This is a genomic window from Nonomuraea sp. NPDC005650, from assembly GCF_040605375.1.
Classification (GTDB): Bacteria; Actinomycetota; Actinomycetes; order Streptosporangiales; family Streptosporangiaceae; genus Nonomuraea.
In genome coordinates, this window is the sequence record NZ_JBEXCR010000008.1 from 1 (window position 1) to 13,745 (window position 13,745).

13 protein-coding genes and 1 pseudogene are annotated in these 13,745 nt (G+C 68.8%); 8 read left to right on the forward strand and 6 right to left on the reverse strand.

Translation table 11 applies throughout. The features are described 5' to 3' along the window. Positions 1–222: transposase (locus tag ABZS69_RS15220; protein ID WP_355371656.1), on the forward strand; the 222-nt coding region annotated here is incomplete at its 5' end. 1 nt (position 223) lies between these two features. Here the strand turns inward: ABZS69_RS15220 and ABZS69_RS15225 are convergent. Then, positions 224–352, reverse strand: coding sequence for a hypothetical protein (locus tag ABZS69_RS15225; protein ID WP_355371659.1), 129 nt, complete (start codon positions 350–352; stop codon positions 224–226). A 655-nt stretch (positions 353–1,007) separates the two neighbouring features. Between ABZS69_RS15225 and ABZS69_RS15230 the strand changes: the two are divergent. The 3 genes and pseudogenes from ABZS69_RS15230 to ABZS69_RS15240 all read left to right on the forward strand — a co-directional run. Next, positions 1,008–1,650, forward strand: a pseudogene (locus ABZS69_RS15230) (IS30 family transposase); the annotation flags it as partial. Positions 1,651–1,805: 155 nt separating this feature from the next. Further along, positions 1,806–2,867: a DUF6461 domain-containing protein gene (locus tag ABZS69_RS15235; protein ID WP_355371662.1), complete on the forward strand. Its 1,062-nt coding sequence runs from the start codon at positions 1,806–1,808 to the stop codon at positions 2,865–2,867. Positions 2,868–3,256: 389 nt separating this feature from the next. Continuing rightward, positions 3,257–3,580 carry a hypothetical protein gene (locus ABZS69_RS15240; protein WP_355371665.1) on the forward strand — a complete coding sequence of 108 codons (324 nt, stop codon included), beginning with the start codon at positions 3,257–3,259 and terminating at the stop codon, positions 3,578–3,580. Positions 3,581–4,033: 453 nt separating this feature from the next. Here the strand turns inward: ABZS69_RS15240 and ABZS69_RS15245 are convergent, their stop codons facing one another. From ABZS69_RS15245 to ABZS69_RS15260, 4 genes are all read right to left on the reverse strand, one after another. Next, the gene (locus ABZS69_RS15245; RefSeq protein WP_355371668.1) at positions 4,034–5,119 is read right to left on the reverse strand and encodes an IS110 family transposase; all 1,086 of its coding nucleotides are present in this window, start codon (positions 5,117–5,119) and stop codon (positions 4,034–4,036) included. A gap of 244 nt (positions 5,120–5,363) precedes the next feature. After that, entirely contained in the window at positions 5,364–5,834 is a 471-nt protein-coding gene (locus ABZS69_RS15250) for a DUF397 domain-containing protein (RefSeq protein ID WP_355371670.1), read from the reverse strand. Further along, positions 5,831–6,289, reverse strand: a complete 459-nt coding sequence (locus ABZS69_RS15255; RefSeq protein ID WP_355371672.1) for a sigma factor — start codon at positions 6,287–6,289, stop codon at positions 5,831–5,833. Before ABZS69_RS15255 ends, ABZS69_RS15250 begins: the two co-directional genes overlap by 4 nt. A 141-nt stretch (positions 6,290–6,430) precedes the next feature. Then, positions 6,431–6,658: a hypothetical protein gene (locus tag ABZS69_RS15260; RefSeq protein ID WP_355371675.1), complete on the reverse strand. Its 228-nt coding sequence runs from the start codon at positions 6,656–6,658 to the stop codon at positions 6,431–6,433. Between the two features lie 778 nt (positions 6,659–7,436). Here ABZS69_RS15260 and ABZS69_RS15265 point away from each other — a divergent pair. The 4 genes from ABZS69_RS15265 to ABZS69_RS15280 all read left to right on the forward strand — a co-directional run bounded on the left by ABZS69_RS15265 (position 7,437) and on the right by ABZS69_RS15280 (position 10,928). After that, positions 7,437–8,012, forward strand: coding sequence for a hypothetical protein (locus ABZS69_RS15265; RefSeq protein WP_355371678.1), 576 nt, complete (start codon positions 7,437–7,439; stop codon positions 8,010–8,012). Between the two features lie 187 nt (positions 8,013–8,199). Beyond that, positions 8,200–9,087 carry a hypothetical protein gene (locus ABZS69_RS15270; RefSeq protein WP_355371681.1) on the forward strand — a complete coding sequence of 296 codons (888 nt, stop codon included), beginning with the start codon at positions 8,200–8,202 and terminating at the stop codon, positions 9,085–9,087. A 23-nt stretch (positions 9,088–9,110) separates the two neighbouring features. Next, on the forward strand, positions 9,111–10,019 hold the full coding sequence (locus ABZS69_RS15275) for a hypothetical protein (RefSeq protein WP_355371684.1): 909 nt from the start codon (positions 9,111–9,113) through the stop codon (positions 10,017–10,019). A 21-nt stretch (positions 10,020–10,040) separates the two neighbouring features. After that, positions 10,041–10,928, forward strand: a complete 888-nt coding sequence (locus ABZS69_RS15280) for a hypothetical protein (RefSeq protein ID WP_355371686.1) — start codon at positions 10,041–10,043, stop codon at positions 10,926–10,928. 4 nt (positions 10,929–10,932) lie between these two features. On the opposite strand, the gene ABZS69_RS15285 is transcribed toward ABZS69_RS15280, so the two are convergent. Then, a complete protein-coding gene (locus tag ABZS69_RS15285; protein ID WP_355371689.1) occupies positions 10,933–13,674 on the reverse strand; it encodes a SpoIIE family protein phosphatase in 2,742 nt (913 codons plus the stop codon). Positions 13,675–13,745 lie beyond the last annotated feature (71 nt).

A 13,745-nucleotide genomic window follows, 5' to 3' on the forward strand; every position in this document is an offset into this window, starting at 1 on the left:
CCCGAGCCGCGCGATCAGCGCGCCAACCGGCGTCGGCGCGGCTCGGCCGGGGGACGGCCCACCGGCTTCGACGCCGAACGCTACAAGGCAAGGAATGTCGTGGAACGGGCGATCAACCGGCTGAAGAACTTCCGAGCCGTGGCCACGCGTTATGACAAACGCGCCTACATCTTCCTCGGCACCGTCACTCTGGCCGCCCTGATCATCTGGCTCCGCACCTGATCTAAGAAACAGCTCTTAGCGGCCAGCCCAGCTCGGCACCCACGGCGACGTGGAGGCGCACGGCTATGCGTTCGCTGTCGATGAGCACGCCGTCGCAGTCGAAAATGACGAGTTCAATCGGATTGATCATCCGGACAGCGTAGGGAGGAGTGGTCGCCCGTGTCAGCTGCATGGTCCGGTTGAGGGGCTTCGGGACACCAGGCGCCGTACTCGGTTGCTGTGGTCGTCTTGTCGGCGGAGTCGCTGGATCTCCTCGTGTTGGGCGGCGAGCCGGGAGAGTGCTTGGGTCTTGAAGGCGGAAAGGTCGGCGATCGTCTGGTCTCGGTGGGTCAGCCGTTCTCTGAGCGAGTCGATCTCGGCTTTGAGTCGCTGGATCTGGGCGTCGCGCCGGTCGGGGAAGCCGCCTGCCTGGAGCTGGGCTTGGAGCAGGGTCTCGAACTCTTCGCGGAGATGGGCGTAGGGCCGGGTGCCGTAGGAGCTGTCCGGTCCACGTTTGATTCTCGGGCGAGGGTCTTGACGTCGCATTTTCCGTCCGCAGGGATCTCCCCGCTCAGCAGCGAGTCCATGACGTCCCGGATCCGGCGCTCGTTCTCTTTGCGCTGCTCAGCACTGATCCGCATGCTTACTGTTCCTGGACCCGGACCCTTCAGTGGTGAAGCGTCCGGAAAACCGGGACCCTTCGCCCGTGCCGAAGGGTCCGGAAATCCAGACCGAAGGGTCCGGGAAAACCGGCGGTAGCGTCCGGGAAAGGCGGACCCCATCCCCTCAATCCCCTCAAGACTCCTCATCTCCGCGCGCGGCCGCGCGAGCTGCGCCGCGAGCTGACCCGGGCGCTGCGTACCGGCCGCGCCATGCGCAAGCCGCGCCGCTTGGCCCAGCAGCGCCAGCCCCGCTACAGCACGCCCATGGTCATGATCAGCGAGCGGCCCGCCGAAGCTGACGACCGGACCGTCCCCGGCCACTGGGAAGGGGACTGCGAACATCATCGGCAAGAACGGCAGCTCGGCCATCGGCACGCTGGTCGAGCGCACCACCCGCTACGTGATGCTCGTCCACCTGCCGATCGACCGCAGCGCCGAGCGTATGCGCGACGCCCTGCTGGACACTGTCGCGACGCTACCCGGGCATCTCAAGCGCCCTCTGACCTGGGACCAGGGCAGTGAGATGGGTCGTCACCACGAGTTCTCCGTCGCCGCCGACATGCCCGTCTACTTCTGCGACCCGGCCAGCCCCTGGCAGCGCGGCTCAAATGAGAACACGAACGGCCTGCTGCGCCAGTACTTCCCCAAAGGCACCGACCTGTCGGTCCACACCCGCGACCAGCTCGACGCCGTCGCCACCGAACTTAACGCCAGACCAAGAAAGATGCTCGGCTGGGAAACCCCAGCCGAGCGTCTCGCCATGCTGCTGGCCGTCGACAGCTCATGAAATCCCCGGGAATCCTCCGGAGGAGGACGTGACACCGCTGTTTTGGCAGTGTGCACCGCCTTCGGGGGTGCCGCTCGACCTCGGCCCCGGCCCGAACGTCGGCAACACATTTATGCTGTCGCCCAATTGTCGGTGAGGGTGGACATACTGCCCCAGTGATTGACGAGACGCAGCGCCGGTATGCCGATTTCCTGCAGCGCAACCCCTATCTCGCACAGGCCACCTGCTGGACTGTCGTGCAGCCGATCGCCTCCCCCTTAACCGTCGAGGCCATCGCCGAGCGACTCGGCGGACGGGCCGAGGACCTGGAGCCAGAGCCCGACGACAATGTGGACGAAGCCGACTACGAAGGGGCTTTCTACATCAGCCACGACGACGCGTCGTTCGTCCTCTACGAGGACAACGGCTACCAGGGCAACCGTCCGGAGGTGTTGCGGCGGCTGAGTGACGGAGCCCGCGCGCTGAGCCTTTTCTGGAACGTCAACTGGACGGCCAGGCTGACATACGCCGCTTACGGCACGATTGTCACCGAGTTGGACCCGAAGTTTCCCGGTGAGCGATGGGGTAAGACTCCGCACGTACTAGATACAGAGCTCACGGTTCTGGAGGCGGCGGCCGAACCTGGCGAATGGCAGGCGGCCGCAATGGCCGTCGTCGAAGCCGTCACCGGAGTGAGACTCGATCTGCCTGACGCGAGCGCGCCACGACTGCTGCTGGAGGAGACCATCCCGGATGACCCGCGTGCTCCGAGCGCATTGGGTGGCGTCGATCCCGATCTGGACGTTCGGCTGCGCCTGGCACCCGAGCCCGTACAGCACGCGGTGATCCATCGCGTCGTCAACGCCTACGTCGCGGCAACTGGCCTGACGGGCGAACCGATGGTCCGGGAGGCGCTCGACCGCCTGGTGACCGGCGGCGGTGATGCAAGGCGAGCAGGGGCCGGCCTGACGCCGCTCCTGGCCCGGCTCATGGACGATAGGCGTGACGAGCAAGGAGCGGTTCTTGCGGAGGACCATCCTGTTTCGCGCCGCTTCTGGGCGGCCCGGGCTCTGGACGAGGCCATGCCGGGACGCACTTGGCCTGACCGCCTGGATGTGCTCGCCAACGCGCCCACGATCCTCGGCGACATGTGGCCGGCGCTACGTGCCCAGATCAAAACCATGATCGCCGAAGGGAGGAGCTCATCGTCCACCCGCGCTCCTCAACCGTTCGAATAGCTATGCCCTGGGCAGACGCGCTCTCTTGGGCTGGTCACACGTTCGATCACGGCATCTAGACCCAAGGTGAGGGCGGCCCACGCCAATAGCGAAAGACGCTCGGCCAGGGCAGCCCTACCGAGCGTCTCGCTATGCTTCTCGACGGTAACAATTGATCACTGTGTTGCGACGACCCCTGGAATTCGCCAATTTTGAGGGGGCCGGGGGCCTCTCTTCGTGCCGGGTTCCCCTGGTAGGGGGACCAGGATGGCGCCGATACTGTGCTGGCGCTCCTGGACACCGGCACCACGGTGGTCCTGGCCCGCTGCGACTCTGCATGATCATGCACACGATTCCAACTTTGGAGAGTGGCATAGTTGTGCCGGTGTGTGACGCCACGATGAGGCGCCATGAGCTTCCCCCGTCGCAAGAGTGCCGCCACGACCGCGGCCGCCGCTGTCATCGCCGTCGCCGGCTGTGGCTCCACGTACGACGAGCGCATGAGCTATCTGCACAAGGTGGCCAGCCGAGGTGTGGACACCTACAAGCTGCTGTACTCCCAGGAGGCGCACATCGACAAGGCGCGCTGCGAGCGTGCGTTCGAGGGAAACAGTGCTGGAAGTGACGTGCCCGGTGACTACGAAGACGGCAGCACTGCCGTCGGTTGGAGGGCGCAGGTAAAGGTTCTTCGTGGACTCCTGCATCAGCGGCAAGCCCAAGCTCCTCCCGGGTGACCTTCCCGACCCCTCCGCCTCACCGCAGGCCTCCACGACAGCCTCTCCCACGTCATCGCCCACGAGGTCGGCCGCGACGGTCACCCCGACCACGACGCCATAGACGGGGAACGGAGGAGTAGGGCCCGCGCTCAGCCCTGGAACCTCTGGCTGCGGGGCCGGGGGTTCCTCCTTTCGACCGGAAATGAGGTCGCCGAGTGGCTTATTGAGCACGCCCGATGGCCGCCTTGTGAGAGAAGGCCAGCTTGGGAAGTTTGGCCCACGCCGTGGGGCGGCTTTGTCTTGCATGGCCGCCCCACGGCGGGGCTTCGCATGTCCATCCACGGTGGGGACATGGATTTTTGGACATCACCAAGTCCTGGTCATCCACTCGAGATCCCCGCGCCGAGACTGATCCAGAACGATGCCGTCTTCCTGCTTGATGCCTGGGCGATGGGGATGCTCCTATTGATGTCAATCGTTGGGACCATGATCGTTTCTGGTGATGATCTGGTAGAGCTCGCGGGCGATGTAGCGCTTGAGACAGCGGATGATCTCTTTCTTGGACAGGCCGTCTTGGGTGCGTCGGTCCATGTAGGCGCGGGTGCGTGGGTCCCAGCGCAGGCGGACGAGGGCGATGCGGTACAAGGCCGCGTTGGCTTGGCGATCGCCGCCGCGGTTGAGGCGGTGCCGGTGGGTTTTGCCGGAGGAGGCGGGGATCGGGGCGACGCCGCAGAGCATGGCGAAGGCGGCTTCGGAGTCGAGACGGTCGTGGTTCTCTCCGGCGGTGACCAGGAGTTGGCCGGCGGTGTCGGGTCCGACGCCGTGCACGGCGAGCAGGGCGGGGTTGATGGCGGCCACGAGGGGTTCCAGCAGTTCGTCGAGGTCGTTGATCTCTGAGGTGAGCTGCTGGTGGCGGCGGGCCAGGCAGGCGAGCGCGATCATCGTCGCGGTGGCTGGGTCGTGGGCGTGGTCGTGGGCGTGGGCGTGATCGGGTCGCAGGGTGGCGCAGGTTGCGATCAGCTTGCCGGTGGGCAGGCCGCGTAGCTGCGAGCGCAGATGGTCGGGAGCCGTGACGATCAGGGTCTTGATCTGGCGTTGGGTGTTGGCGCGCTGGTCGACGGCCGAGCGGCGGGCGATGCGCAGGCAGCGCAGGGCTTCCACCCGGCCGTCGCGCTGTTTGGGAGTGCCGGTCCGGTCGCCGGACAGTGCTGTCTTGGCGGCGGCGATGGCGTCGATCGGGTCGGACTTGCCTTGGAACCGTCGGGTTTTGCGGTCGGGCCGGTCGATCTCGATGACGTCGATGTGTTCGGCCTGCAGCCGGCGGGTGAGCCCGGCTCCGTAGACGCCGGTGCCCTCGACCCCGATGCGCGTCAGCTGCCCGAAGGTGCGCATCCATGCCAGCAGGGCGGTGTATCCGGCCGGGGTGGCGGGGAACTGCTCGGTGCCCAGCACCCGGCCGACCACATCGATCACGGCGGCGGTGTGGGTGTCTTGGTGGGTGTCCACACCGCCGGCGACTTCGGCGAGCGGCGCGTTGTGGGGTGTAATGGGGGTCATCGTCGTCCTGTCGTCTTGACCGGGGCAGGGCGGCACGCACCAGCCGGGCAACGCGGACAAGACAGTGATGGGGCCTCTGGCCAGGCTCCTATGAAGTCACAGGCGCCACGTCCGGTGAGTGCACATGAGCGCTTCCCGGCCGGGGACGACAGATCCCGTTGAGGACCCGAGGTCAGTCAGTCGGTGGGTCAGACCCTGGCGGGAAGCGCTCACCTACACCATCACTGTCAGTCGGTCATGATCATCAGCTCACACTGTGAGATCGAGTTGGCGCATCTATGTCCGGTGCCCGATCTTGGTCTGACGCTCCGGGTGGAATCATCCGGCTGCCGCTTGCGTATTCGTCCTCCGGAGTGTCGTATTCGCCCATCTTGACGCCTTGGATGAATTTGTTCCACTCCGCCAGCGTGAAGATGAGGACGGGGCCGTCGTGTTTCTTAGAGTCGCGAACCGCGATGTGTCCGTCCGCTAGAAGCGTGACCTCGACGCCGCCGCCCCGTTCGGCAGGAGCAGGCCTGGGTTGTGTCTGATCGTGGTGGCGTGTATCTGCAATAGGAGTCTCGTGCTGGCGGAGTCCTGCGGCCGACCGTTGTGCGCGCGCCTGGGTCTGGGCGAGAGTCCGCTCGACATCGACTATCTCGTCCAGGTAGCCGACAAGGTCCTCATGTGAATTCTGGAGGCTGCTGAAGGCGTCCGGAGCCGTGTCACCACTCATGGGCGGCCTCCTTCCTCGCTTCGAGCCGACCGCAGCTGCTCCAGCCGTCGTCGCGCGTGCCTTCGAACGGAGCGGACAGTCGCCTGGGTCATCTTGCGCTCCCGGATCGCGGATATCCGTTCGGCGATTTCCGCGCTGGTGAAGCCGTCCAGAGTCCATGAAAGCACCATCCGCTGCAGGGCGGTCAGCTGGTTGAGAGCCTGGACATGTTCGAGGTTGTCGATTCGGGAGGTGATCTCATCCTGATCGCGTCGATCATCGTTCCCCCAGTCAGCCTGTTCTTCCAGTTGGCGCCCCCGTTTTAGCCGATTGCGCCATTCGATCATCAGGCGTGTCGCGGTCGTCCGAGCGTAGGACTTGGGCGACGCGATCTCTGACCACTTCTCGTAGACCCGCAGCATCGTTTCGGCGACAATCTCTTCCGCCTCATGAAACCGGCAGCCTTGGTTGATCATGAATGCGGTGAGGCGGGAGAGATCAATCCGAACGTACTCCTCAAAGGCGGCATTCGTAGATCCGCTACTGGTCCGTACAGGGCTCGACTCGCCTGACGGCAACTCGCCTGCAGCCGCAGCAGGGTCGGCGCTACCCATTGCTCAGCCGCTGGTCCGACGGCCCCGCAGGGCCATGCACCCCGCCAGCGCCGCCACCAGAGCCGCAGCGACCAAGGTGACGAGCACGGAATGTGTAGCGATATAGAGGCCGCCAAGGCCTGCGGTCGTGGCGTTCAAGAAGAGCACCAGACCGGGGATATCCCAGCCAGACTGAGCTGGAGTCTCGTTCTCCTCCGACCCGGTGGGGTCGGCTTCGTTGTCGTGTTCCATGCCTGTAAGAAGGCTGGGGAGGCTGTCGCGTGCAGTCCAGCTCTGCCATCAGTTCAGGGCAAGCACACCACTGTGCCATGCGGCTGAAGCTAACTCTGGAACGCCACTCGCACAATGAGAGATCGCGGTACTGTTTCGGCGCCCGAGCCTTTTTGGGGTGATCGGGTGGAACATGTCGGGTTCATTCCTGGGACGGCCCCGGTACCGTCTTGAACCCCTGGCTCCGTCCCACATGGTCGCCGGCGACATCAACGTCAACACCGTCGTGCTGAGCGGCGACGGCCTCACCACCGTCCCCGGCGACAACCCCGCCGGGATCTCCAAGTCGTTCGGCGGCGGCAAGAACAAGAAGAAGCGCAAGGCCCTGGGCTCCCCTCCTCCGCGAGGGGAGCCCAGGGCCTCTTTGCGTCTCAGGCGGCCGCCGCAACGAGGCCCGCACAGCCACCAGCCCCCACCATCACTCTCATTGGGCTGTTCGGGTGCGTGCTCGTGCTCGCCGCCGCGCTGCGCGCGCTGGTCATGCTGGGGTACGACACGGCTCGGCTCTATTGGTACGACTCGTTCACGTACCTGGAAACGGCGGTGCGCCTGCGGCCGCGGGGAGCCTTCCACCCGGCGGGCTATTCGTGGTTCCTGTGGGCGCTGCGGCCCTTCCGGAGCGTGGAGCTCGTGGCAGGGGTCCAGCACGCGATGGGGCTGGCCGTCGGCGTGCTGATCTACCTGCTGCTCCGCCGCCGGTCGGTGCCCGGCCGGGGGCGCGGCGCCGGCGGCGGCGCCGGTGCTGTTCGACCCGGCGTTCGTGCGCCTGGAGCACGCCGTGCTGTCGGACACGCAGCGGCGGGTGCCGTGGCGGGCGTCACTCGCGCTGGTGGCGGCGGGCGCGCTGCCGCTGGCCGTCTACGCCGGCTGGTACGCCCAGCACCACGGCAGGTTCGCGCTGAGCGGCTCGGACGGCGTCGCCCTGTGGGCCCGCACCATGACCTTCGCCGACTGCTCGATCATCGAGCCGCCCCCGGACCAGGCCGCGCTCTGCCCGAACGGCACCGTCCTGGACGCCGCCTCCGAGTACGTCTGGGACCCGCGGGCCTCGCTCAACCGCCTGCCCGGCGACCGGTTCGCCCACAACGACCTGGCCAGGGCGTTCGCGATGTTCCTGCTCGTGGCGCCGGTGGCCGCCCTCGACTTCGACCACCGCTACGTCCTGCCCGCCATCCCGGTCGCCTGCGTGGCCGCCGCCCTGGCCCTCGCGCCGACCATCCGGGGGCTGACGCCGGGCCGCGTGGGTGGTTACCCTCGTGGCTACGATCATGTTGCGCGTCCGAAAGCAACGGCGAGCGGGTCCCGCGCGTCTTAAAAGGGTGGGGTGGCCGTCGCGGTGCTGGTGGAGGCCGCCGTGACGAGCCCTGCCGGTCATGGACGCGTCCCGCGATCGCCTCCACAGGTCCCCCCGACTGACCTTTCCGAGGCTGACACTTCGGCGGAATGTTACGTAATATCCGAACATCGCGAGCGTTGGGGGCGCCAGGGTGCCAGGACAGAGCGTGGGTGTGGTCGTCGATCCCGGAGTGCCTCCGGAAGTAGCCGGACTGCTGCGTGCCAACGCCTCGCTGCTGTCCAGGGTCAGGTCCGGATGGGTGCCGCCCGCGGAGCCGCCCGCGTCGCGCCGCAAGAGCCCGTCCAGCGCCATGCTCCTGGCCGCCACCCCCTTCGTGGTCGCGCTCATGGCCCTCCTGCTCGCCTCGCGGTTCGCGCCGGCCGGGTTCGTGCTGCTCGGCACGTACGTCTTCGTCGTCCTCGTCAAGATCGCCTCCATGAACGAGGTGCCCGAGGACGACCGGCCGCAGGAGCGCGGCATCTACGAGCAGGCCCGCTGGTACGACGGCCGCTACCTGCTGCCCGAGGACTTCGACCAGGAGGCCCGCGCCGTCCTGGTCAGGGCGCAGCGGGCCATCGGGTCCGTGCTGCGCTCCCACGTCAACGCCGAAGGACTGCTCGACGACGCCCGCAACGCCGTGATGCTGCCCGCCCAGGAGTGGGAGATCGCCCGCCTGCTCGCCAAGCTGTCGGCGCTGCGCCTGGAACACCGGGAGCTGCTGGCCAGGGGCATCGCGCCCGAGGTCGTCGCGGTGATCGAGCCGCTCGAACGGGCCCTGGTCAACAGCGAGGCCGCCGTCGTCGCCCGCGTGGAGGCGCTGGAACGTTACGCCGGCCACGTCGCCGAGGCCGAGCGCGCCTACCACGCCCGCGGCCAGATCGAGGAGCTGCGCGCCCGGCTGCCGCGCTACGAGGAACTGCTGGCGGAGTCGGGCGCGGACAAGCTCGCCGTACCCGAGATCGAGCGCCTGGCCGAGGACGCCGACGTGCTCGAACGCACCTTACGGCGCAGCGTCCAGTCCGCCCACGAGGCGTTCCGCTATCTCGAAGGCTGACACGCGGACATAGGATCGATAACGTGCCCGGACGTCATACGAAGGTGATAGTCGATCCGGCGGTGGCCGACGACGTGGCGGCCCTCTTACGTGACAACCGCAAACTCCTCGTACGCATCCGCGCCGGCTGGGTGCCCGCGCACAGGCGCCGCCGCCCGCTGGTCGGCATCGTGACCAGGCTGGCGGCCACCGGCACTGCCGCGGTCGCGGCCGTCTACGGCCTGGCCCTGTTCGTCGCCGGCCGCTACACCCCCTTCGCCGTCATCATGACCGGCGCCGCCCTGCTCGTCGTCAGCGTCCTGCTCAGGCCCAGGCCCGACGCCGAGGTGGAGCGCGCGCACGCGCTGGAGCGGGCGGTCTACGACGGCGCCCGCAGGCATGAGGGCCGCTACGTCATGCGCGAGCAGCTCGACGAGCCCGCCAGGGCCCTCATGATCCGCGCCCAGACCGCCATCGACCAGGTCATGTCCTCCGGCGTCAACGCCGAGGGCCTGCTCGACGACGTGCGCAACGCCGTGATGCTGCCCGCCCAGGAGTGGGAGATCGCCCGGCTGCTGGCCAAGCTGTCGGAGCTGCGGGCCGAGCACGAGGAGGTCGTCGCCGAAGGGCTCACCCCCGAGGTCGCCGCCGTCGCCGAACCCCTCGCCCAGGCGCTCGACAGCAGCCAGCAGGCCGTGATCGCGCGCGTGGAGGCGCTGGAACGTTACGCCGGCCACGTCGCCGACGCCGAGCGCGCCTACCGCGCCCGGCACCAGATCGAACGCCTCAACGCCAAGCTGCCCCGCTACGAGGAGCTCCTCGCCGAGTCGGGTGCCGACGGGGCGGCCGTGCCGGAGCTGAGCCGGTTGTCCGACGACGCCGACCGCCTCGAACAGGCCCTCCGCGACAGCGTCAGCTCCGCGCACGAAGCTTTTCGCCACCTGAGGGGGTGACTTCCCTTAGGATCCGGTTCTGTGGCGGATGTGGTGGTAGACCCCGAGGTACCGCCGGATGACGCGCAGTTGCTCAGGGACAGCCGGCGGGTGCTGACCAAGATGCGCCAGGGCTGGGTCCCGGAGTCGAGGCGGGCCATATCGAGCGCGCAGTACCGGATAATCGCGGCGTTCGGATCGGTGGCGCTCTTCGGCGTGATGGCCGGCAGCGGCCTGGTCGGCAAGGGCCTCGGCCTGCTGATGCTCGTGCTCTTAGGCATCCCTCTGATGATCGTGCTGTTCGTCCGCAACGACCTGCCCGACGACGACGAGGAGGAGTACGAGCGCGAGGTCTACGAGCAACTGTGCTGGTACGAGGGCCGCTACGTGCTCGTCGACGACCTCGACGAGTCCTCCGCCCGACTGCTCGCCCGCGCCCAGCGCGCCATCGACACCGTGACCGAGTCCCGGGTCAACGCCGAGGGCCTGCTCGACGACGTGCGCAACGCGGTGATGCTGCCCGCCCAGGAGTGGGAGATCGCCCGGCTGCTGGCCAAACTGTCCGCGCTGCGCACCAAGCACAGGGAGACCGTCTCCAAGGGGCTCACGCCCGAGGTGGAGGCCGTGGCCGAACCCCTCGCGCGGGCGCTCGACAGCAGCGAGGCGGCCGTGCTGGCCCGCGTCGAGGGGCTGGAGCGTTACGCGTCCAACGTGGCGGACGCCGAGCGCGCGTACCAGGCCCGCCACCAGATCGAGGAGCTGCGGGGGCGGCTGCACCAGTACGAGGAGCTGGTGGCGGAGACGGGGGCCGACGGGTTCGCGGTGCCGGAGCTGGAGCGGCTGTCGCAGGACGCGGACCGGCTGGAGCAGGCGCTGCGCCGCAGCGTCACCTCCGCCCACGAAGCCTTCCGCCACCTCGACCGTCCGTAGCGCCTCACTCGTCGTCCAGCAGGTCGTACAGGTCCAGGCCGGCCTGCTCGGGGATCAGGGTGGGTGATTCGGGGTTCAACGGCTGTTCGGTCCAGATGGATTTGCCGGTGGCGGTGTAGCGGGTGCCCCAGCGCCGGGAGATCGCGGCGACCAGCTGGAGCCCGCGGCCGCCCTCGTCGGTCTCGGCGGCGCGGCGGATGCGGGGCGTGGTGAGGCTGCCGTCGGAGACTTCGCAGGTGAGCACGTCGGTGCGGAGCAGGCGCAGGTGGATGGGGCCCTTGGCGTGCCGGACGACGTTGCCGACCAGCTCGCTGGCCAGCAGCTCGGTGGTCATCGACAGGTCGTCCAGGTGCCAGGCGCTGAGCTGGGCGCGGACGTGTTCGCGGGCCTCGCCGGCGGCCTTGGGGTGCTCGGGCAGCGGCCAGGTGGCCATGTCGTCGCTCGGCAGCGCGTGGGTGCGGACGACCAGCAGGGCGGCGTCGTCGTCGGCGGTCCCCTGCCTGCCGGGCAGCAGGGCGGCGGTGATGCTGTCGCACAGGGATTCGAGGCATTCGAGGCAGTCGAGCCCCGTCGCGTCCGGCTCGGCGGCGTGCTCCCGGTGCCCGGCCGGCGCCCCGGAGATCGTGCCCCTGAGCGCCCTGGCGAGCTGGGCCATGCCCTGGTCGATGTCCATGGTGGAGGATTCGACCAGGCCGTCGGTGTAGAGCACCAGCAGGCTGCCTTCGGGCAGTTCCATTTCCACGGTGTCGAAGGGCGGGGCGGCCGCGCCGAGGGGCGAGTTCGGATCGGCCTCGGGGAAGAGCACGGTGCCGTCGGGGCGGACCACGGCGGGCGGGGGATGGCCGGCGCGGGTGAGGACACACGAGCGGGTGGTGGCGTCGTAGACCAGGTACAGGCAGGTGGCGTAGAAGTCGTCGCCGAGCTCGCTGACCAGGTCGTTGAGGTGGGAGAGCAGCTCGTCGGGAGACAGCTCCAGGTCGGCCAGGGTGCGCACCGCGGTGCGCAGGCGGGCCATGGTGACCGCCTCGGCCACGCCGTGCCCCATGACGTCGCCGATGACGATGGCGACCCGGTCCGCCGACAGCGGGATGATGTCGTACCAGTCGCCGCCCACCTCCATGTCCTTGCCGGCGGGCAGGTAGCGGGCCGCGGCGGTGACCGCGGGCAGCCTGGGCAGCTCACGCGGGAGCAGCCCGCGCTGCAGCTCCCGGGCGCGCGTGTGCTCCCTGTCGTACAGGCGCGCCCGTTCCATGGCCTGGGCGATCAGCCCGCTGAGCGTGGTGAGCAGGTTGCGCTCCACGCCGGTGAACTGGCGCGGATCGGTGAAGCCGACGACACAGCTGCCCACCGGGCGTCCCGAGGCGATCAGCGGCAGGAAGGCCCACGCCTGCTTGCCTCCCACCGCCGGGATGTCGGCCGTCGCGGGATAGCGTTCGACGTACTCCTCGGACGAGCTGATGAACATCGGGGTGCGCTCCCGCAGGACCACCGTGATCGGGAACCCCCAGGAGACCGGCATCTGGGCTATCCGGTCGACGAACTCCTTGGGATACCCGGTGGACCCGACCGGCCGCAGGTGCTCGCCCTCCAGGAGGGCGAGCATCAGCCCGGAGGCGCCGAACGACGGCAGGATGTGATCGGCGGAGGCGGCCACGACGTCGCGGACGGTGACCGCCTCGGCCAGCGCGCCGGCCAGCCGCCTGATATGGGAGGCCCGCTCCGCGGAAGAGCTCTCGGCGTTGCGCGCCTGCGGTTCGGTGATCGCGTCCAGGACGTCGTGGGTCCTGGAGACGTCCCACAGCGTGCCGATCATGCGTGCCGGCTCGCCGTGGTCGTCGCGCACCAATCTGCCGCGGACCCGCACCCAGCCGGTCGTCCCGTCGGGGTGGCACACCCGGTACTCGGTGCTGTGCATCCTGCCCGTGTAGATCGCCTCGTCCATGTCGGACAGCACCCACGGGAGGTCTTCGGGGTGGATGGTGCCCATCCAGGTGTCGATCCGGCCGTCGACGGTGTCCGGATCGAGGCCGAGCACCGTGGGCATCGCGTCGTTCCAGCTGATGTCACCGGTGCGGATGTCCCAGTCCCACGTGCCCACCGCCTGCAGCTCCTGCGGCAGATGCGAGCCGGTGGGCTGTTCCTGCTGCTCCGTGAGGGCCGGATCGGGCGTGGAGGACTTGCCCAGGCGCTCGCCCGCCCATCGGCCCAGGGTGTCGAGGAAGGCCCGTCGCCCGGCCGACGGCCGGTGCGTGGAGAGCGTCACGACCGACAGCGTGCCGACCGGCCCGCCGGGGCCGAGCAGCGGCACGGCCGCCATCGCCGTGCCGGCCGGCCAGGATCCGGCCCTGGCCCCGTCCTGCCGCCCATCTGGCCGCCCGTTCGCCGCCCCGCCGGGCTCGGGCATCCCACGGTCAACGTTCGACAAAGAGGCCTGTACGAACACGCCGTCGCGGAACGCGCGTGCCGGGGCGAGCGGGCCGTTCCCGTCGACGCGCTCCCAAGCCTGGGTGAGGGCCGGAGGCAGCCCGCTGGTCACCGCCAGGCGCAGCCCGCCACCGTAGCCGGGACTGCCGAGGTGCACCATGCCGCCCAGGCCGGCGAGCTCGGCGACCGCCTGCTGGATCGCGAACCGGAGCAGCTCGATCCCCCACAGGTCGTCACCGGCCAGCGCCAGGAGCCGTTTCCGCTTCTCGGAAACCTGGCCCGCCCCCCTGAACCGCAGACCCGGCGCACGCTGTTCGCGCATCCCCATCCCCTGCCCTTCACCGCGTCACCTGCGGAGCCCAGGCTCTGGCACGCGTCTGCGGCACCGATCCG

Coding starts and splice junctions, on each gene's coding strand:
- ABZS69_RS15225 (WP_355371659.1), bottom strand. CDS start 352: ATGATCAATCCGATTGAACTCGTCATTTTCGACTGCGACGGCGTGCTC.
- ABZS69_RS15240 (WP_355371665.1), top strand. CDS start 3,257: ATGAGCTTCCCCCGTCGCAAGAGTGCCGCCACGACCGCGGCCGCCGCT.
- ABZS69_RS15245 (WP_355371668.1), bottom strand. CDS start 5,119: ATGACCCCCATTACACCCCACAACGCGCCGCTCGCCGAAGTCGCCGGC.
- ABZS69_RS15250 (WP_355371670.1), bottom strand. CDS start 5,834: ATGAGTGGTGACACGGCTCCGGACGCCTTCAGCAGCCTCCAGAATTCA.
- ABZS69_RS15255 (WP_355371672.1), bottom strand. CDS start 6,289: ATGATCAACCAAGGCTGCCGGTTTCATGAGGCGGAAGAGATTGTCGCC.
- ABZS69_RS15260 (WP_355371675.1), bottom strand. CDS start 6,658: ATGGAACACGACAACGAAGCCGACCCCACCGGGTCGGAGGAGAACGAG.
- ABZS69_RS15285 (WP_355371689.1), bottom strand. CDS start 13,674: ATGCGCGAACAGCGTGCGCCGGGTCTGCGGTTCAGGGGGGCGGGCCAG.